General features: G+C 36.3%; 20 protein-coding genes. 5 read left to right on the top strand and 15 right to left on the bottom strand.

Going from position 1 to position 18,823, the window contains the following annotated elements; translation table 11 throughout:
* Window positions 1-11 precede the first annotated feature (11 nt).
* From EZ449_RS01875 to EZ449_RS01855, 5 genes are all read right to left on the bottom strand, one after another.
* The gene (locus EZ449_RS01875) at window positions 12-998 is read right to left on the bottom strand and encodes an alpha/beta fold hydrolase (protein ID WP_131556253.1); all 987 of its coding nucleotides are present in this window, start codon (window positions 996-998) and stop codon (window positions 12-14) included.
* Window positions 999-1,127: 129 nt separating this feature from the next.
* Window positions 1,128-1,976: a hypothetical protein gene (locus EZ449_RS01870; protein ID WP_131556252.1), complete on the bottom strand. Its 849-nt coding sequence runs from the start codon at window positions 1,974-1,976 to the stop codon at window positions 1,128-1,130.
* A 3-nt stretch (window positions 1,977-1,979) separates the two neighbouring features.
* On the bottom strand, window positions 1,980-2,354 hold the full coding sequence (locus EZ449_RS01865) for a GntR family transcriptional regulator (RefSeq protein WP_131556251.1): 375 nt from the start codon (window positions 2,352-2,354) through the stop codon (window positions 1,980-1,982).
* Window positions 2,355-2,370: 16 nt separating this feature from the next.
* Complete coding sequence (locus EZ449_RS01860; RefSeq protein WP_131556250.1) at window positions 2,371-3,180, bottom strand: hypothetical protein; 810 nt, start codon at window positions 3,178-3,180, stop codon at window positions 2,371-2,373.
* Between the two features lie 4 nt (window positions 3,181-3,184).
* The gene (locus EZ449_RS01855) at window positions 3,185-4,012 is read right to left on the bottom strand and encodes an ABC transporter ATP-binding protein (RefSeq protein WP_131556249.1); all 828 of its coding nucleotides are present in this window, start codon (window positions 4,010-4,012) and stop codon (window positions 3,185-3,187) included.
* Between the two features lie 375 nt (window positions 4,013-4,387).
* Between EZ449_RS01855 and EZ449_RS01850 the strand changes: the two genes are divergently transcribed.
* The 3 genes from EZ449_RS01850 (at window position 4,388) to namA (ending at window position 6,958) form a co-directional block, all read left to right on the top strand.
* Entirely contained in the window at window positions 4,388-4,786 is a 399-nt protein-coding gene (locus EZ449_RS01850) for a DoxX family protein (protein WP_131556248.1), read from the top strand.
* 2 nt (window positions 4,787-4,788) lie between these two features.
* On the top strand, window positions 4,789-5,778 hold the full coding sequence (locus EZ449_RS01845; RefSeq protein WP_131556247.1) for an aldo/keto reductase: 990 nt from the start codon (window positions 4,789-4,791) through the stop codon (window positions 5,776-5,778).
* A 100-nt stretch (window positions 5,779-5,878) separates the two neighbouring features.
* Window positions 5,879-6,958: an NADPH dehydrogenase NamA gene (namA, locus tag EZ449_RS01840; protein WP_131556246.1), complete on the top strand. Its 1,080-nt coding sequence runs from the start codon at window positions 5,879-5,881 to the stop codon at window positions 6,956-6,958.
* 405 nt (window positions 6,959-7,363) lie between these two features.
* Here the strand turns inward: namA and EZ449_RS01835 are convergent, their stop codons facing one another.
* The 4 genes from EZ449_RS01835 to EZ449_RS01820 all read right to left on the bottom strand — a co-directional run bounded on the left by EZ449_RS01835 (window position 7,364) and on the right by EZ449_RS01820 (window position 11,223).
* Entirely contained in the window at window positions 7,364-7,783 is a 420-nt protein-coding gene (locus EZ449_RS01835) for a zinc metalloprotease (protein ID WP_165499669.1), read from the bottom strand.
* An 84-nt stretch (window positions 7,784-7,867) separates the two neighbouring features.
* Entirely contained in the window at window positions 7,868-8,080 is a 213-nt protein-coding gene (locus tag EZ449_RS01830; protein ID WP_131556244.1) for a hypothetical protein, read from the bottom strand.
* Between the two features lie 364 nt (window positions 8,081-8,444).
* The gene (locus EZ449_RS01825) at window positions 8,445-10,763 is read right to left on the bottom strand and encodes a TonB-dependent receptor (protein ID WP_131556243.1); all 2,319 of its coding nucleotides are present in this window, start codon (window positions 10,761-10,763) and stop codon (window positions 8,445-8,447) included.
* A gap of 127 nt (window positions 10,764-10,890) precedes the next feature.
* Window positions 10,891-11,223 (bottom strand): hypothetical protein, encoded by a 333-nt coding sequence (locus EZ449_RS01820; RefSeq protein WP_131556242.1) that lies wholly within the window; start codon window positions 11,221-11,223, stop codon window positions 10,891-10,893.
* 199 nt (window positions 11,224-11,422) lie between these two features.
* On the opposite strand from EZ449_RS01820, the gene EZ449_RS01815 reads away from it, so the two are divergent.
* Window positions 11,423-11,893, top strand: coding sequence for a TlpA family protein disulfide reductase (locus tag EZ449_RS01815; RefSeq protein ID WP_225872198.1), 471 nt, complete (start codon window positions 11,423-11,425; stop codon window positions 11,891-11,893).
* Here the strand turns inward: EZ449_RS01815 and EZ449_RS01810 are convergent.
* Complete coding sequence (locus tag EZ449_RS01810; RefSeq protein WP_131556240.1) at window positions 11,883-12,284, bottom strand: hypothetical protein; 402 nt, start codon at window positions 12,282-12,284, stop codon at window positions 11,883-11,885. The two genes, EZ449_RS01815 and EZ449_RS01810, sit on opposite strands and share 11 nt — an antisense overlap.
* A 221-nt stretch (window positions 12,285-12,505) precedes the next feature.
* Here EZ449_RS01810 and EZ449_RS01805 point away from each other — a divergent pair, with 221 nt between their 5' ends.
* On the top strand, window positions 12,506-13,564 hold the full coding sequence (locus tag EZ449_RS01805; protein ID WP_131556239.1) for a nucleoid-associated protein: 1,059 nt from the start codon (window positions 12,506-12,508) through the stop codon (window positions 13,562-13,564).
* 72 nt (window positions 13,565-13,636) lie between these two features.
* Here EZ449_RS01805 and EZ449_RS01800 read toward each other — a convergent pair whose 3' ends face one another.
* From EZ449_RS01800 to EZ449_RS01780, 5 genes are all read right to left on the bottom strand, one after another.
* Window positions 13,637-14,983, bottom strand: coding sequence for a DUF58 domain-containing protein (locus EZ449_RS01800; protein WP_131556238.1), 1,347 nt, complete (start codon window positions 14,981-14,983; stop codon window positions 13,637-13,639).
* A gap of 79 nt (window positions 14,984-15,062) precedes the next feature.
* Window positions 15,063-16,040 carry an AAA family ATPase gene (locus EZ449_RS01795; protein WP_131556237.1) on the bottom strand — a complete coding sequence of 326 codons (978 nt, stop codon included), beginning with the start codon at window positions 16,038-16,040 and terminating at the stop codon, window positions 15,063-15,065.
* Complete coding sequence (locus tag EZ449_RS01790) at window positions 16,021-17,211, bottom strand: DUF4350 domain-containing protein (protein ID WP_131556236.1); 1,191 nt, start codon at window positions 17,209-17,211, stop codon at window positions 16,021-16,023. The genes EZ449_RS01795 and EZ449_RS01790 overlap by 20 nt, the downstream gene beginning before the upstream one ends.
* Window positions 17,208-17,936 carry a DUF4129 domain-containing protein gene (locus EZ449_RS01785; protein WP_131556235.1) on the bottom strand — a complete coding sequence of 243 codons (729 nt, stop codon included), beginning with the start codon at window positions 17,934-17,936 and terminating at the stop codon, window positions 17,208-17,210. The genes EZ449_RS01790 and EZ449_RS01785 overlap by 4 nt, the downstream gene beginning before the upstream one ends.
* 1 nt (window position 17,937) lies before the next feature.
* Window positions 17,938-18,822 (bottom strand): hypothetical protein, encoded by an 885-nt coding sequence (locus EZ449_RS01780; RefSeq protein ID WP_131556234.1) that lies wholly within the window; start codon window positions 18,820-18,822, stop codon window positions 17,938-17,940.
* Window position 18,823: the final 1 nt, after the last annotated feature.

The raw sequence follows: 18,823 nt of genomic DNA, 5'->3' as shown, positions 1-18,823 counted from the left end.
AACTTTTTTTCCTATAGACTCCCAGTTAGTGCTACTAAAAACTCAGTGGCGATTTCAACATGAGGAATATGTCCGCAAGCCTCAAATTCTATAATTTTTGCTCCAGGAATTTTTGAAGCAGTTTGTTTACCTAAAAACCGATATTGTCCATGTAAAGCTTGTTGATCTGGAGTTAAAAGACCTTTACCTACAATGGTTTTATCTTCCTTACCAATAAATAATACCGTTGGAACCTTTAAGTTTTGGAACTCGTAAACCACAGGTTGTTCGTAAATCATAGTGAAAGTCATTGCCGCTACCTTTGCCCATCGTGGATAATCGGCACTAAAAGTTACTCCACCAGCAACATTTACCAAATACTCATATTCTGGTTTCCAATAAGTAAAATATGAAGTTTGGTAGTATTTTCGAACACTTTCTGCGGTTGTTTTCAACTCCGTTTGATATTGTTGTTCAGTTGTAATATAAGGGACAAAAGTTTTATAATCTTCCAATCCAATCGGGTTTTCGAGCAATAGTTTTTCTGTTTTATCTGGATACATTAAAGCAAATCTAGTCGCCAACATGCCGCCCATACTATGCCCTAAAACGATTGTTTTTTGGATGCCAAGCGTATCAAGCAACTTCTTATTCCAAGCCGCCATTTGATGGAAGCTGTAATGAATAAATGGTTTCGATGATTTGCCAAAACCAATTTGATCTGGTACAATTACACGGTAACCAATATCAGTAAGTGCCTTAATTACATTTCCCCAATAATAGCCGCCAAAGTTTTTTCCATGAAACAAAATGGCAGTTTTGCCATTAGCAAATTTGGTTGGTGCAACATCCATATAAGCCATTTTAATATCTTGGCCCTCAGTTGTTATTGGTAAATATTTTACAGGATAAGGATATTTTACATTCTCTAGAGTGATGGAAAGCGTATCGATTTTTTGAGCTTTAGCATTGCTTAAAAAAGCAAAAGTAACGGCAAGTACGACGAAAATTTTCTTCATGATTAATATTTTAACAAGCTAATGGAGCCAACTAGTATATCAGCTCAATTAACTTGCTAAAAATCATGCCTGTTTATGCCAAATCTATATTTATCAAAAACAATCTTTTGTATTTAAACTAATAAGGATTTATGATCCTTTGAGCAATTGCCTTAATATTGATGTTGGAATTTGCAATTGTGTATCATCAGAAAAATCACCGCGTAAAGTATTTGCCTTTATATTCTCTATCTTAACTGTAGATGTATCTCTTGCAATAATCGAAAGATTATTGTAGACTGAAATTTTAGCCTTGTCATCCGAACCTACATTAACTCGTGATTTAGAAGCGGTAATATTTAGGTTTTTTACAACAGGATAGTAGCTATTAAACTCCGTGTTTTTAAGTGATAATTTAAGCATATTAATTTCTGTATGATTTGTTGTTTTGGTAATACTACTCGCATCATCTTTAGAAGAAAAGGGGCCAGTAAAGAATAAGGACTCCGAATTTTCTATGTTCACATTTAGCGTATCTGCTACTGCTGCTAACTCGGTAATGAAAGCGTTCTTAACTTCAATACTTTTTATTGTTGGACAATAAACTACTATGATTATTTTATCTCCTCCTGTAAAATTTATTTCTTTATTAAGAGAAATAATTAACTCCCCATTCTTGTTTACAGTAGTAGTGAGCTGATCTTTAAATGACTCTTGAATTTTCACGCCGTATCTTTTGTCTTTTTTAACATAAATCTGAACAGAAGAACCCATCGCATCATCAAATTTGATACTTGTAAAAGGCTGGGCGATTGGAACCGCTAATCTTCCGAGGGATTTGTGTTCAAACGCTTCATTATTTATCATAATTGAACCAAAATACGAATCTCTGGAGTCAGACTTTCTATAATTAAGTTTCACATTCACAGCGATAACCAAAATTGGTATTATAATCAATGTGGCCGCTAGTGCTATCAATAATTTATTACTTGTTTTCATGTTTTAAGCGTTGAAGTTTACTTTTACAAATGTTTCATATTTACTCTTTAGCTCATCAAATCCAATATTGAGCAAGTAAATGTTTCTAAATAGTACAGGCAGCTCATCATCCATAAACTGTACCTTACGAAAACTTTTAACATTTTCAATTGCATTTTCATCAATAAAAAACCCTATGCCTCTTTTGTTATTGATGATATTTTTATTTTGTAGCAATTCGTAGGTTCTCATAACGGTATTAGGATTTACCTCCAACTCAACGGCCATTTCCCTAACAGAGGGCACTTTTTCTTCGGCTTTCCATTTCCCTAGCAAAATATGTTCACATACATATTCAGCTATTTGCAGGTATATCGCCTTATTATCTCTAAATTCCATATTTGTTAAAGCTGATTTATACCTCTTTTTCTTTAAGGCGTATGAACGTAATTAACCACATAATAATTGTTATTATCAATGTCACTATAAATGTGCTTTGCAAAACGCTATCCTCTTTGCTTACGATACTGATACTAACCATATCTTGCGTCAATAAGTACCCAATTTTATAAATAATGTATCCAGCAATTCCTGTAAAAATCATTACAGCCATAGCAGTTTTAATGTAATGAAACCTGTTAAAGTACACCGATCCTAAAAGGAATATGCTTGTAAATAGAAACGGAAACACAAAGAAATATCTGGAGTAACGTAGGTAGTTTGCATCATTTATTACTTCGTAAAAAATCCCATCTACATCTTTTATTGATGTTTTTTTGTTCAATGTTGAGCTGAAAGCTGGGAGATTAGAATTTAAATATTTCACAAATCCAGCATCAACAATATAAAAAACCAATAAATAGCTAAAAACCGATACGATAGCCGTGTAGAAGATACCTGCAAGGAATTTTTCAAAAGTTGAGGCAGGTGTCATTAGCTCAAGTATAGCTCTCGATTTTTGACCAAGATTATTGTAGTAGCCACTAGCAATAATGCTAATGAAGAAGAAACCAAGGAGCATAAATAATCCATATCTAAAACGCATATCAAGATTGCCATCATAGTCAAAGAAATGACCGCTTTTGGGTGTAGGAATAAAATAACTATAAATAGCGATAATAATTCCAACTAGTACGATCAAAACCCCAAAATATATCTTTCCAAAATCTAGCCACTGTCTTTTTAGCAGCAATAGAAACCTGTTTATGTTAAATGTATTGTTCATGTTGCTAATTAAAATAAGGTTTGAATTTGTTTTTTTCTGCAAGGATGGCATTAAACAGTAGCTCCATATCCAGCTTGCTATCTTCCTGGTGGAAGTTTGGCATTACCGCATTAAAGCCAGAAAGCGATGGTTCAGCATAAATTATACTTGCATCTATTTCCTTAACTTTTTTAAAGGTGAGTTTCTCTGTAATTTCTTCTACTGATGCTTTTAAGGCGATATCATTTTCATCGAGCATAATAACGGTATCGATTAAGTTATCTAAATCTCTAACTTGATGTGTAGAAATGATGATGCAGCGATCTTCTGTTAATGCCGAAGCCATAATTTTTCTGAATTGTGCTTTCGATGGAATATCAAGGCCATTGGTTGGCTCATCCATAATAACAAGCTTGGCCTGAGTAGCCAAACCAAAAGCGATAATAACTTTCTTCTTCTGGCCATAACTCATGTTTATGAGCTTTTGCCCTACTGGGATATCAAACTCTTTTATCAAATCGTTAAAATAATCATGGTCGAAGTTTTTGTAAAATGGAGCATTAGCCTTGATATAGCTATCGATTTTAACCGCTGGCAAATAAAATTCTTCGGGGATAAAACAAATCTGTTCCAACAAAGCAGGTTGCCTCTTTTTAGGATCGAAACCTAAAACATTTAAAGTTCCGCTTTGTGCATAAACTAAACCTGCTAGGTTTTTTAATAAACTGGATTTTCCAGCTCCATTTTTTCCAAGCAAACCATAAATGTGACCAGCGCTTAATTGCATGCTCATATTTTTGAAGAGTGGTGAGTGCTTGTTGTAACCAAAATTTAGATTGTTAATTTGAATCATATCTACTGTATTAGTTAAATAATACACTAATGTATAAGCTATTTTGATCACCTCCAAATTTTTTGTGAAATTTATTTTTCAGTAGCTGTAAAAAATATTTTTGGGTTTATCGATTATATGCCTTTATGATAAGTGAAGAGGTTTTCTGTCCGATCATTATAAACCAGATTGAAACGGCATCCCCAAATTCTTCATTTGGGATATAGCGTAAAGCTGGATGAATTTCCCGATAGGCACTACAGTACCTTTCCACATTTGATTTTAAAATATAGAAAATTAATCTCTTTATAAGTTCTTTGTAAAATCTAGGTTTAATATTTGTTTCAATCAAACATCCATAACATTCGGATTGTATGTTTGTAAGAAAACAGGAATATGACGGATAAAAATTGGGCTTATTTAATAAGTAGGTTGGCAATCGGGTTAAGTTTTTTCGGACATGGTTTGGTTCGTTTGCCTAAACTAACTGGCTTTAGCAATTGGATGGTTGTGCAATTTTCCAAATCATTTTTGCCAGAAGCGTTAGTTGTACCTTTCAGTTACGTTTTGCCTTTTGCTGAGTTTATTGCTGGGATATTAATCATTCTGGGCTTATTCACCAAGCAAGGTTTATTGTTAGCGGGTTTGGTTTCATTGGCCTTAATTTTTGGCTCAACCATGATCGAAAATTGGGAAGCTTTACCGTCTCAACTCATTCACGTAGCATTTTTATCTGTGTTATTAGCTTTCTTGCCGCACAATAGTTTTGCGATAGATAAAATCATTAAAAAATAATTATGGAGTATAGAAAAATTGGCAATTCAGATTTAGAACTTTCTGTAATCACTTTCGGTGCTTGGGCTGCTGGCGGTTGGATGTGGGGAAGTACCGATAGAAATGATGCGATTAAAGCTATTAAAGCAGGATATGATTTAGGCGTAACTTCGATTGATACGGCACCAATCTACGGTCAGGGAGATAGTGAGGAAATTGTTGGAGATGCAATAAAGGGAATTTCCAGAGACAAATTGCAAATCGTAACTAAGTTTGGTATGCGCTGGGATTTAGCCAAAGGTAATTTGGCCATGAAATCTAAGAACAATGCTGGCGAAGATATCGATGTTTATAAATATGCAGGAAAAGAAAGCGTAATTTACGAATGCGAACAATCCTTAAAACGTTTAGGAACTGATTATATCGATTTATATCAAATTCATTGGCCAGATTTAACCACGCCTATTAGTGAAACTTTCGAAGCTGTGAGTAGGTTAATTGAACAGGGGAAAGTTCGTTATGCTGGTGTTTGTAATTACGATGGAGCACAGTTGAAAGAAGCAGATCAAACATTAGAAATCGTTTCTAACCAAATTCCGTTTAGTATGGTTAATCGCGGCGTAGAAAAAGAAACTGTTCCTTATTGTATTGAAAATAATAAATCGGTTCTGGCTTATAGTCCGATGGAACGTGGTTTACTCACGGGAAAAATAACGGCCGATTATAAATTTGAGGAAGGCGATCATCGTCAGGGAAACCCTTACTTTAAGCCTGAAAGTATTGCAAAAACCAATGCCTTTTTAGCTAAGATTAAGCCTTTGGCTGATGAAAAGCAAGCGACTTTATCTCAATTGGTTCTAGGTTGGACCATTGAGCGACCTGGAATTACCATTGCTTTAGTGGGTGCAAGAAATGCAAAACAGTCCATACAAAATGCTGAAGCGATCAATGTAAAGTTAACAACTGATGAAATTCAGTTTATCAATACGGAACTAAAAAGCGCAGGTTTTTAAATTAAATAACAGAAGCAAAGTACAGATGAGTTTAGAGAAAAAAACTTAATTTTTCTTTGCGAAAACTCCGCGTTCTTTGCGGTAAAATAACAAGTAAATCATGTCGAAATTATTTTCTCCTTTTACAATAAAGGATGTAACATTAAAAAATAGAATTGTAATCTCTCCAATGTGCCAATATTCGGCTGTGGATGGCTTTGCTAACGATTGGCACCTGGTTCATTTGGGTAGCCGAGCAGTTGGCGGCGCTGGCTTAATTATTCAAGAAGCTTCGGCTGTTACCGAAAACGGAAGAATTACTTATGCCGATTTGGGTATTTGGAAAGATGAGCATGTAGAAAAGTTGAAACAAATTGTTTCTTTTATTCATGATAATGGAGCAATTGCTGGTATTCAGTTGGCACATGCCGGCAGAAAGGCAAGTTGTGAATTACCATGGAATGGAGGCGAACAAATCGCCAGTGGTGAAAATAGCTGGAAACCTGTTGGGCCATCGGCAATACCTTTTAAAGCCGGACAAGTGGAGCCTCATGAATTATCAATTTCCGAGATTCAGGATCTAGTTTTCGCTTTTAGAGCTGCGGCAAAAAGAGCGTTAGATGCTGGTTATAAAGTTGTAGAAATCCATGCGGCACATGGCTATTTATTGCATGAGTTTTTTAGTCCGCTGAGTAATAAACGTACCGATGTTTATGGCGGAAGTTTTGAAAACCGTATTCGTTTGGTTATCGATGTGGTTGAAGCCGTTCAATCGGTTTGGCCAGAAAACCTGCCTTTATTTGTACGTATTTCGGCAACAGACTGGACAGAAAATGGCTGGAATGAAGAAGATTCGGTTAAATTAGCTGCGGTGTTAAAGGATAGAGGTGTCGATTTAATTGATGCCTCTTCGGGTGGAAATGTGCCAGATGCCGTTATTCCTGCTGGACCGAATTATCAGGTTCCATTTGCTGATAAAATTAGAAATGAGATTGGAATTGCTACCGGTGCAGTTGGTGTAATTGTAGAAGCCAAACAAGCTGAGGCTATTTTGCAAGAGGGGAAAGCAGATTTGATTTTTATTGCTAGAGAATCGCTTCGTGATGCATATTTCCCAACGCATGCTGCACAGATTTTGGGTGATGAGACGGAGTGGCCCAACCAATATGTTAGGGCAAAACGAGAGACTTTTAAAAAGTAAGGTTTAGCTAAGCTTTTGTTTGGTGGGCCACCAAACAAGGAAAAAGAATAAGCCTCAGATTCGCAGATTATAAAATTATTAATCTGCGAATCTGCGGCTACTTTTTAACACCCGTAGTCGGTGGCACACCTACTATTTAAGTTGAAAATTGGTTGGTGCGCCACCAACTAAGGAATAGAATAATTTAATCTGCGAATCTGCATCTATCTTTTAACACCCATGGTCGGTGACACACCGACTATTAAGTTGAAAATTGGTTGGTGCGCCACCAACTAAGGAATAGGAATAGAATAATTTAATCTGCGAATCTGCATCTATCTTTTAACACCCATGGTCGGTGACACACCGACTATTTAAGTTGAAAATTGGTTGGTAGGTCACAAACCAAGGAATCGCGGCTATGGTTTAATAAAAAAACTTACTAGCGTTCAATATTGCTTTATCGTTATCTTGTAAAATGCAGCTCGGATAAATGGTATAACCTGTCCACATTAAAGCTTGAGGGTTTTCATTTGTTGGATGTGGCAACCCAAAAGCATGTCCAAGTTCGTGTCCGGCGCCACCAACCCAACGAGGAATAGGTTCAGTCATTTGACTGGTTAAGCCTTTCAAATCATTTTCTGGCATAGCTGTTAATCCAGCAGCTCCAGCTCCTGTAGTTCCTGCTGCATCTACATACACCAGATAAATATATTTCGAATCATCAAAACTGCTGCCCAATAAAGCCTTTGTATCGTTTTTAGCATTACTGTAAAAATAGAATTGGGCATCGCCAGTATTTCCGTTTTGGACATTAAACCAAGCAGCGGCGTGACTGCTTTGCATGGTTTCCACTAGCATATTTCCGTTTAAATGAAATGTTTTATTATTTCCTAATGTGGTTTTATACCAATTACTGAGTTGAGTAATCTAATTTCCAGCTGCATCGGTATAGGCTTTATTCAAAGTTTTATCTGATGGAACGATGTAAATTACCCTAACACTTAAATTCGTAGGACTTGGATTTGGGCCAGTAAATGTTGGTGCATCAGGAACCATATCATCATCACTGTTTTTAGAGCAAGACATCATAGCAGAAACTACAAATGTGCCTAACAAGAATGTTCTAATAATTTTTCTCATAGCAAAGTATTTAGTTAACGGTCTATAGGTTAACGTCTCAGCGATAAGAATGTTTCATTTGGCTGAGGGGAACTGCCTGAGTCCATGGGACGTGACACACCAACCAATTAAGTTCATTTTGTTGATGAATCATCAACAAAGGAATTTAATAATTTAACCTGCGAATCTGTGGCTATTTTTTAACAAACCCTTGATCGGTGGCATGAGAGTCCATGGACGGTGACACACCGACCATTTAAGTCAAATTTTATTGGTAGTTGCCAACCAAAGAATAAGCCGCAGATTCGCAGATTTTTAAAAATTATTAATCAGCTAATCTGCGGCTATTTGTTTCCAAAAAAAATCATGAAAATTTGTATAAGTATTATTTCGCTAAAGTAAAAGGTACATACAAACCAAAAGTGATATTTCGTCCTGCGTTGTAAACCCCTAAATTAGGGTTTTCAGAATCGAAACGACCTGGTTTAAACCTGCTCAAAGCATCATAATATTTTTGATCTAATAAATTGTTTGCAGAAACTGAAAGCTTAACTGGTTGTTTGCCTAAATTAAATGTGGCACCAATACCTGCATTTAACAAAGTATAGCCACTTGTTGGTGTTTCAAAAACCTGATCTACACGAGTTTGTTTGAATGCAGAATTGATACCAACTGAAAGATAAGCATCATTTGTCCCTTTAATTTTTGGTTCAAAACGCAATTCATTTCGCAGTGTTCCAGCAGGAATAAATGCCAATGGACGATTTAAGCTCGTGTTTTGCGCATGCACATATCCAAAAGTATTTTCGAAATGTATAAATGGAACCGGATGGATGGTTAAGGTTGCTTCAGCACCGTAAAGATTGGCATTTACTTGTCCGTAGCGGTAAACAGGATACTCATCACCTTCTGCCGTAATGGTTTCTCCATTGTTAGATGCATAGATGAAGTTGTGGATATAATTATTGTAAATACTTGCACTGGCACTCACAATTTTGCCCTCGTATTCTAATGCCGCATCAATTTGGTAACTGCGCTCTGGACTTAAATTGGTATTGCCAATTTCATAACGGAAAGTTCCTTCATGAACGCCATTGGATGCTAACTCTGCTGGGTTTGGCGCCCGGAAAGCCGAACCTGCATTGGCTTTAAAATTCCATTCCTCGTTAAACTGATGCGTAAAACCCAAAGCACCACTTACATTAGAAAACTTATTTTGGAAAGGGGCAAATACCTCCTCATCATCTACAAATAGCTGTTTTCCATTGTTTTTACGGAAGTCGTAACGGGCACCAATGCTGAAGGTATTTTTCTCCCAGTTTTTCTTGGCAAATGCAAATACGCCAATGCCATAAGTATTGTAATTAGGAATTAAAAACTCATCATTCGCTTTATTTTCACTACGACCAGCATCGGCACTTAAGCCAATAACTGGCTGCCATCCGTTGGTTTCGTGTAGGTAATATTTTAAATCGGCGGTGTAAGTTTTAAAATCGAAAAATAAGGCTGGCTCTGGGCCATCTTCCAATTCGCGACGTTGGTTTTGTTGATAACCAAAATCTGCTTTCAAGTTGCCATTTCCAAGAATGAAATTATTATTTAAGGCAATTTTAAAGTGACGAATATCTTGACGCGGATAATCTAAATCGCGATTTTTATAATCAGAAGTGATAAAAGCTTCGCCATCTTCCTTTACAAAGTTGTCGTTAGCATCAAGCGTTGGTTCGTAGAAACCAATATTATTGCGGAAACTAGAAACATTTAAGTGAGAATATCCCCAGCTTTTATTTAAGCCAACCATACCGCTTAAATCCGTTTCGTTGAAACCAGAATTGGGAAAATAACCTGTTGGTGTTTTAAAAGAGTAAGCATTTTTGTAAGTGCCTCGAGCTCTCCAAACGAACCCATTTTCGTTGCCATTCAGCATTAATGAGTTTGCAGTAAGTCCGTTGTTGGTAGAGTAGTTGGTAATGAATTCGCCTTTCACCTGTCCCTCTGGTGCAGTGCTTGGCTCTAAGATATTAATTACGCCACCCAAAGCATCAGAACCGTACATTAAAGATGCAGCGCCCCGTAAAACCTCTATTCGATCTGATTTAAACTGATCGATCTCAATGCCATGTTCATCGCCCCATTGTTGGCCCTGTTGCTTAATACCGTCATCTAAGGTTACAATTCTGTTGTAACCTAAGCCACGAATTACAGGTTTCGAAATTGACGGGCCGGTTGTGATTTGCGAAACACCTGGAATTTTTGTTAGGGCATCGATCAAGTTGGTTGATGGTGCCAAAAGCTGATCTTTACCTAAGACTGCCGATGAAGCACTATTCCTTTTGCTGGTACTACTAATAATGCTGCCCGTAATTACAATCTCCTTGGTTTCGATTGCGGTGGGCTGCAACGAAAATTCTAAAGTATTGGCACTAGCAAAATTTACGATTTGCGTTGCTGTTTTGTAGCCTACGTAGTGTACTTCGACCAAGTAACTACCTTTTGATGGCAAGTTGTTCAAGCTAAATTCACCATCGTTATTGGTTACGGCAGAAACCTTTAAATCGGGAATAAAAATGGTGGCACCAGGTAAGGTTTGTTTGTTGCTGGCATCGATTACCTTGCCTTTAATATCTTTTAAAGCAATAGCGAAAGCAGTATTGCTCAATAATGTATATAGAATTACTAAGCCAATAAGCTGTAATTTTTTCATGATGTGGTAAAAATTAGGATGATAGAAAAAACCAAAGCCATAACCGCTTAATTAGTGGTTAGCTATCGTTTCTCATAAATAAAAATTTGGATAAACACTTTACAGTGTTTTAAATAAAACTTAAGAATTAAGCTATTGGCGGACCGCGTAAACTGGTTCTTAGCAGGGTTGCATAAGAGCTTTTTAATACGATTTCTTTTTTGGTTAAGATTTTTGCCGATAGAAAAACCCTGTAAATTTGATGTGTTTGCACGTAGTTTTTTTCAAAACTGGCGTGACAAATTAAACAAGTATCGCCATGTGCCTGTACGTGGCTAACATGTTTGCAATTCGCTTCCTTTTTTAAGATTGGCACTGGGTTATGGTGGTGTAAAACACTCCACGGAGTTAAAGCAATAGCAAAAACAACCAGCATAAATGCCGAGAAGTATTTCCTGATGTTTTGTTTATGCTTATTCAATGCCGCAAAAGTAACAATTCCTGTTCAATTATCTACCTTTGGAAAGTAACATTGCTTTTATAGTATAAATATTTAAGATTGTAAATCAATTTCCGTCATGAAATTCTTGAAGAAAAATATATTCAACGCACTAATTATTATAATTTTTTTGATTCTGGTATTGGTGCCAGATGCAAAAGCTTTTTTTATAAGAGGTTTAATGGAAATTGGACTGTATTCTCCTAAGGTGGAACAACCAATCGCCACTGCTATGAATTTCAACGGTATTCAATTTAAAGATATTAAAGGAAATGTAATTGATTTAGGGGAACTAAAAGGGAAAGTGATATTTCTAAATTTTTGGGCAACCTGGTGTCCACCATGTAGGGCCGAAATGCCATCGATTAATAAGCTGTACAATCAATTTAAGGACGATAAAAATTTCGTGTTCATTTTTGCAGATGCTGATGGCGATCTAGAAAAATCTGGTAAGTTTATGAGTACCCGAAAATATGGTATGCCTATTTTTAAGGTAAATAGTACTGTGCCTGAACAGATTTTTGCTGGTTCGCTGCCCACTACCGTAATCTTTGATAAACAAGGAAGATTATCTTTTAGGCATGAAGGGATTGCCAATTATGCCGATAAGAAATTTGTAGAATTTCTGAATAGGCTAAAAGTTAGTGAGTAGTTTTCTGCTTGTAGAGCGTGAACTTGAAAGTGCCAAGATCAATTCCGTAAACTCCACGAATTTTATCTGGTAAAACCTGATAATCATCTTTCATGTTATAAAGAATAATGTTATCCCTCTTTCTTCGTCTAACTGTGCGATCTGTACTATCTGGCAAAAACATTAAGCTCTGTGATTTTCTATCAGGGTTATCATTTGGAATATATTTTATTTTTCTGCTGGTTTTTAAATCAGTTTTAATGATTTCACTTCCTAATATGTAGCCATTCGCTAGCGATAATTTGATTTCGAAATTTTTAGTTTTGCCATAATAATATTCAAACTCAAATGCCTTTTGAGCAAATGAATAGCTACTTATTGTGAACAATAAAATCGTAATTGCGCCTTTCATATCTTCTAAAATCTAAAGGTTAAGTTATACATTTTGCTTGATTTTTAATAGACGCACTTCTTTGAATTTTTTAAACCTGATGGACGCGGTAGCCTCCGATTTTTTCTATCGGAGCTATAGCAAACAGCAGGAAAACAGAAACAAAAAAGCACTGCAATTGCTTTTCAAAAGATATTTGTATTTGATTAAACATCGCTTATTATTTCATTACTTTTGCCGCCATGATTTCATTTTTCGAGGCAAACCTAAAGCAGCTTTCCATTCACCATATCGGTAATAAATTAGTAGAGGAGTATTATAAATTATCTGATGCGCCCTTAAATATTGAGGATGAAGTTTTGGGTAATCTGTTGATGCAATATTTCTTAAAACCTTTCGAAAAGGTGAATGAGGTTTATCGCTTTTACCACCCGAATGATAACTTAAACTTAAATGAGGTTTATCATTTTGCCCATGAAATTTTCGAAAACAATGAACTCTTTCACGAAGATTCTCAACAATTGGCCAAATACCTTTATGATGTGGCGAACCATCCGAAAATTAAGTCGGGAGAACTGTATGTGGCATACTTTGAAAAGGTGCAAATTGAGGGTGAGCAATTGGATGTGATTGGTATTTTTAAATCTGAGACTAAGGATACTTACCTAAAGGTTTTTCCGAAGGATGATGGTTTTAACATGAGCTATGAACAGGATGCGATAAGCATTAATAAGCTGGATAAAGGCTGTTTGATTTTTAATGTTGATAAGGAAGAGGGTTACAAAGTGGTGGTTCTCGATCAATCGAAAAGTAGCAACGAATCTGCCGTGTATTGGAAGGATGAATTTTTAAAACTGAAGATTAGAAATGATAGCTACAACCAAACCAATAACGTTTTAGGGGTTTACAAAAATTTCGTTACTCAGAAAATGGATGATGAATATGAAATTAGCAAGGCTGATAAAATTGATCTTTTGAATCGTTCCATGAAATACTTCAAGGAAAAGGAATCCTTTGATATTGAGGAATTCGGCAATGAGGTTATAGGAAATGCTGAGGGGATTGAATCGTTTAAGAACTATAAAAAGAATTACGAAGAAGAATTTGAAAGTCCAATTGCTGATCAATTTGAAATTGCAGAATCTGCTGTTAAAAAGCAAGCTAGGGCTTATAAAAGTGTTTTAAAATTAGATAAGAACTTCCACATTTATATACATGGAAACAAGGATATGATAGAAAAGGGTTACGATGATGATAAATCGATGAACTTTTATAAGGTCTATTTTAGGGAAGAGGAATAAGGGAGTTGGGAGTTTTTAGTGTGTAGTCATGAGTCACGAGTCGACTCTCAACTCCTGTCTCAAAACTCCCAACTAGATTCTCTGTTGCGCTTTGAGCGCCAGATATTCGTTCACCACGTTTACCGTTAATTTTTGTGGAGGAGTAAGGATGGATAAAATGCCGTGTTTACTCAGTTCTTTAACCATCAATTTTTTCTCGTAGATGAATTTTTCTGCAATAGTTTTGTGATAAATTCCCTCTACATCTTTGGCAGGCTCCATGCTTAGCGACTTTAATTCTGTATTCTCGAAAAATACAACGAGCAACAAATGGTATTTTGATATCCTTTTTAAATAGGGTAATTGCCTTTGCAAGGCCGATAAACTTTCGAAGTTGGTGAAGAAAACCAATAAGCCACGTTGCTTTACGATGGTTCTAACGCTGCTGTACAATACTTCGAGATTACTTTCCAAATACCTGGTTTTCTCTTTGTAGAGCACATTCATAATGTTGCCGAGCTGGGCTGATTTACGATCTGCGGGAACAATTGAACCAATGGTTTCGGAAATTGTAATTAAACCAGCCTTGTCTTCCTTTAACATGGCTACTTTCGAAAGTGCAACAGATGCGTTAATTGCATAATCAAGTAAACTTAAACCCTCGAACGGCATTCTCATTACCCTGGATTTATCGATAATGCAGTAAATGTTTTGGGAGCGCTCATCAGTATAAGTATTTACCATTAAGCCACCTTTTCTCGCTGTTGCTTTCCAATTTATGGTTCGAATATCATCTCCGCCAACATAGTTTTTGATCTGATCGAATTCTCTACTTTGTCCGATTTTTCTGATTTTCTTTATACCTAGCGCCGTTAAATGATGGGAAATGGCCATTAACTCATACTGACCCAGATTAATAAAGGATGGATAAACCGGAAGAACTTTATTACCCTCGAAATTATATCGTCGGCTAATTAAGCCAAGCGGAGAATTAATGTAAGCACGAATAGCACCAAAATCATACTCCCCACGTTTAGTTGGGCGTAAATTATAATGGATAGATTTAAGCTCTGTAGATTTTAAACTTAACTTAAAATCCTTATCTCGAAGTTGAAACTGAAAAGGAACTTCATCAATTACTCGGGCATTGGCCCTAAAGCCATAGTTGTTTTTGATTTCTATTTGAATCGGATTTTCATCACCATTACTGAGGCGTTTTGGCGTTAATCTTTTTGCGACTATACCTTGATTAACTCGATATAAAATGAAAATATCGATAAAAAATAAAACCAACACAACGCCTGTTGCAATTTCGGGTATATCGCCCAGCCAGGCAAAAAAGAACTTCAGCAAGAAAAGTACAATGCAAAATCCTAAGGCCGCAAACAAGCGATCGGTTAGGAATAGATTGGTATAATATTGCTGAAAGAATTTTTTCAATTTTTGTTATTTTGTTGCAGTGGTTAATTACTTGGTTTCTAAACTATAGACTTCGAACTCCGGACTAAAAACTCTAAACTTACCTCGGTACTTCGATTTTCTTTATGATTTGATGAACAATATCACTGGTGGTTAAGCCTTCCATTTCTTTCTCTGGAGAGAGTAAAATTCTATGCGCCAATACTGGAACTGCTACAGTTATAATATCCTCAGGCGTAACGAAATCACGGTTTTGAATCGCCGCTAAAGCTTTTGCACTGTGTACAATTGCTAGTGAAGCCCTCGGAGATGCACCCAAATAAAGTGATGAATTGTTACGGGTTTCATTTACGATTTTGGCAATGAATTCTAAAAGTTTAGGTTCTATAAACAATCCACGAATAATTGCTCGTGCAGCTTGTATTTGTTGTACCGAAAGTACTGCTTTAACTTCCTTTAACAAGTCTTTATTTACTAGAGTATGTTGCGCCAATAAGATCTCTGTTTCTTCTTCTAAGGTTGGATATTTAACCTCAATCTTAAACAAAAACCTGTCTAGTTGTGCTTCAGGCAAACGATACGTTCCTTCTTGCTCAATTGGGTTTTGAGTGGCTAAAACCATGAAAGGTTCATCCATGATATAAGTTTCACCATCAATAGTCACTTGGCGCTCTTCCATTACCTCGAACAAGGCCGACTGCGTTTTTGCTGGCGCACGATTAATCTCATCGACCAAAATGATATTACCGAAAATAGGCCCTTCTCTAAATTCGAAATCACCAGTTTTGGTATTGAAGATTGGCGTTCCCAAAACATCCGAAGGCATTAAATCGGGTGTAAACTGAACCCTCGAAAACTGTGCATCGATAGATTTTGCAAGTAACTTTGCGCTCAATGTTTTGGCTACCCCGGGCACACCTTCAATTAGGATATGTCCATCGGCAAGGAGGCCAACGATTAAGAATTCTATAACCTGTTTTTGACCAATAATGATGTTGCCAAGTACGTTTCTGATTTGAGTTACAGCCTCGTTTAAAGCGGTTAAATCTGTACGTTGGTTAAATTGTTCTTGCTCCATTACTTTGCGTATTTTTATAAAATTGTTCTATACTTTGGTTTAAACTAATCAGTTCATGATCGCTCAATTCGTTCATTTTTGGTATCTGCATAAAATATCTTGTAAGTGTTTTTGCCGATGCCTCATTAATGCCTGTCTTCTCTCTTAAAAGTTGAGCGAAGTTACTATCGATCTCATTTGTTTTGATGTAATACCTACTGCGTAGATACTCCATAAAATAATTGATTTTTTTGATTGCAATATCCAGATTATCTCGCTCATGGTAGTAAACACTTCCCACTACATTGGCAAAAGCCACAGAAGAATTTGTAAACGGATCGGCGATTGGAATAATTCTCTGCCTGCGTTTTATATCATATAGCACGAAAATAATCAAGCTGAAAATGGCGAGATAATAAGCGTATTTCAATTCGGGGTGTTTAAAGAAAACCCTTAAAATATCGGTGGTTTCATTCTTTTGAGTAGCAAAATATTCATCAAAAATCAAGCGATCACTTTGTTGTAAATAGCTCAAAGTTTTGGCGGCATATTCTGCACCATATTTATCCAATAAAACAAAGTTGGTGTAAAATCCAGGTTCGGCGATTAAATAAAGTGCGCCTTTTCCATAGCTGTATTTAACGAAATTAGGTTTTTGGTTTGCATTTATCCCCAAAACTGTGGCTTTGCTATTATCCATCTCCTTAAAATACTGACTTCCAATTCCCCTCTCGAATCCGTAACTGGCATCTGTCTTCAATTCTGGGTTGGTAAAGTTTAGTGCGCTACCATCAGCAGACATTGATGTAGAAGTTTGGATTTTAAGTTCTTTTTCGAGCTTGCCAAAATCGTAACTGGCAATAAAAACCGAGTTGCCCGCCTGCATAAACTGCTTCATTTGGTCGAAATCTGTTTTGCTAATTTCTACCTTTTGCGCAACGATTAAATAAGCGGTTTTGGCAAAGCTTTTATTTTTTAGCGTATTATAAACAGCAAGTTTCGATTCTTGAACACTTGCCTTTGGTAAAACATCCTTAATTCTATTGTATAAAATGAATGTTCCATAAGGGATTTTATCAGTAGAAAGATAAGTTGGTGCCCAATTGGTTGGTGTTGGCTTGTTGTATTGCGCCACCAAATAAACCAGAATAAGAATAACGCCTATGCCGAAATATACTTTGTACCCTTTCATTTAATCTGGTTATTAAACTGGTTAAATGATTGGTTTATTGGGTCGAACTTCTGTTCATCGATGGGAAAATCGCCATACCAGATATAATCAAACTGAAGTGTTAGCCTGCTAAAATCGCTTTTAATTTCGGGCTTAGTAATCTCCATTAGATAATTATAATTGGTTTTATCGGGCTGCCATTCAATAATTTCCGCATCGTTCAGCTTTTTCAAGGCCCGTAAATAAAGTAACCTTACTGCTAATCGGTATTTCCCCTCACTTATTAAGCGCTGAAGTTCTTTATCATAATCTATTTCATGGATATTTTCAGTTAAAACATCATAAGGCAGAATGGTTTCTCTAGATTTTCTGCTGAAGATGTTTTGCACACCAACAGCTTTAATCACAATGTATAAAACCAAGACAACGCCCAGGCCAATAAAAAAATATTTAGATATAGCATTGGAGGCAGCGCCCATAAATAGCCTGCTTAAGGTGTTCCAAAACCACATCCAAAACCTATCCCAAAGAGAAAGTTGGCGAGCTTGAACCTCATCATATTGAAACTCCTTTTGATCTTTGAAATCGCTTATTGCCCGCTTATCAAACTTAGCAGCCGTAATTTTGCTGCTATCTGTTTTCATCGCCTCAATTTTCTTTTTGGACGCCACAGCTTGCGCATTACCGCTTATTGGAATAAGGTAAAGCAAGGAAACTAGAAAACAACGGACAAAAAATCGCAGCATATTAATATTCCTCTGGCCTGGTATCAATTGGTTTTTCGGTATTACCAAAGTGCGATATTCTTTCCATTAAACCTGTGCTTTCTTTTTGCTCAACCAAACTAAAGTAGGCCAGTGAAATGGTGATAATTGGAATGATGGTAAAAACCTGGCAGATGGATTGCAAAACTGTTGTAATCATGGTTAATGTTAATGACATGTGCGGGTTTTTAGAAGTAAACATCCCAATCATGCTGAATATCGTTGTGGGTAAAACAACCAAGCTCATGCAAGCGTAAACAATAATCCATACTATAATTAAGGTTCCAAAAGTAATCCAGAAGTTATCCTTTATGATCTTGAAACTCCTCCCAAACGAATAACTTAGAGATCCATTTTCGATAACCATAATTGGAAACATCATTGCAACGAAAGGAAACAGCCAAAAGCCCGGAACAAGACAGAATAAAAATGCCACAAAAACCATCAACATGAGTAATAATGAACTTCCGAAAACCCTAAAAAAGTAATATTTGAAATAGCCCCAAACCTCATCTGATGTTGGTACTTGATTACCTTTTTGAACATATAGGGCTATGTATGATAAAATGGCAACGCTCATGCTTGCATACGTAGCCATAGAGAAGAGAATAGACAAGAAATATTCTATTCCATACATGGCCCCAAAGCCCAAACCAGTGCTGTTTTTGCCATTTCCAATGGTATTAATAATGTTCACCATTTTGTATTGCTGCATTAACATGGTCGACATGCTGGCTAACACAAATAGGCCACAGAATGTGAAATAAGTTTTTATTAATGGTTTGAAATTCTGACGCATAAAAGTGAAGGTATCGTTGATTACCTGTCCAAAATCTCTACGTTTTTTAAATTCTATTGTAGCTGCCATG

Origin of the sequence: Pedobacter frigidisoli, from assembly GCF_004331675.1 — a bacterium.
GTDB lineage: Bacteria > Bacteroidota > Bacteroidia > Sphingobacteriales > Sphingobacteriaceae > Pedobacter > Pedobacter frigidisoli.
Note: the sequence above shows the minus strand (reverse complement) of the source record. Positions and strands in the feature narration are given on the sequence as shown.

Coding starts and splice junctions, on each gene's coding strand:
- EZ449_RS01810 (WP_131556240.1), bottom strand. CDS start 12,284: ATGAAAGGCGCAATTACGATTTTATTGTTCACAATAAGTAGCTATTCA.
- EZ449_RS01830 (WP_131556244.1), bottom strand. CDS start 8,080: ATGAGAAAAATTATTAGAACATTCTTGTTAGGCACATTTGTAGTTTCT.
- EZ449_RS01835 (WP_165499669.1), bottom strand. CDS start 7,783: ATGCAAAGCAGTCACGCCGCTGCTTGGTTTAATGTCCAAAACGGAAAT.
- EZ449_RS01855 (WP_131556249.1), bottom strand. CDS start 4,012: ATGATTCAAATTAACAATCTAAATTTTGGTTACAACAAGCACTCACCA.
- EZ449_RS01825 (WP_131556243.1), bottom strand. CDS start 10,763: ATGAAAAAATTACAGCTTATTGGCTTAGTAATTCTATATACATTATTG.
- EZ449_RS01790 (WP_131556236.1), bottom strand. CDS start 17,211: ATGAAAGGGTACAAAGTATATTTCGGCATAGGCGTTATTCTTATTCTG.
- EZ449_RS01815 (WP_225872198.1), top strand. CDS start 11,423: ATGGAAATTGGACTGTATTCTCCTAAGGTGGAACAACCAATCGCCACT.
- EZ449_RS01870 (WP_131556252.1), bottom strand. CDS start 1,976: ATGAAAACAAGTAATAAATTATTGATAGCACTAGCGGCCACATTGATT.
- EZ449_RS01865 (WP_131556251.1), bottom strand. CDS start 2,354: ATGGAATTTAGAGATAATAAGGCGATATACCTGCAAATAGCTGAATAT.
- EZ449_RS01780 (WP_131556234.1), bottom strand. CDS start 18,822: ATGGCAGCTACAATAGAATTTAAAAAACGTAGAGATTTTGGACAGGTA.
- EZ449_RS01795 (WP_131556237.1), bottom strand. CDS start 16,040: ATGGAGCAAGAACAATTTAACCAACGTACAGATTTAACCGCTTTAAAC.
- EZ449_RS01850 (WP_131556248.1), top strand. CDS start 4,388: ATGACGGATAAAAATTGGGCTTATTTAATAAGTAGGTTGGCAATCGGG.
- namA (WP_131556246.1), top strand. CDS start 5,879: ATGTCGAAATTATTTTCTCCTTTTACAATAAAGGATGTAACATTAAAA.
- EZ449_RS01845 (WP_131556247.1), top strand. CDS start 4,789: ATGGAGTATAGAAAAATTGGCAATTCAGATTTAGAACTTTCTGTAATC.
- EZ449_RS01785 (WP_131556235.1), bottom strand. CDS start 17,936: ATGCTGCGATTTTTTGTCCGTTGTTTTCTAGTTTCCTTGCTTTACCTT.
- EZ449_RS01805 (WP_131556239.1), top strand. CDS start 12,506: ATGATTTCATTTTTCGAGGCAAACCTAAAGCAGCTTTCCATTCACCAT.
- EZ449_RS01860 (WP_131556250.1), bottom strand. CDS start 3,180: ATGAACAATACATTTAACATAAACAGGTTTCTATTGCTGCTAAAAAGA.
- EZ449_RS01875 (WP_131556253.1), bottom strand. CDS start 998: ATGAAGAAAATTTTCGTCGTACTTGCCGTTACTTTTGCTTTTTTAAGC.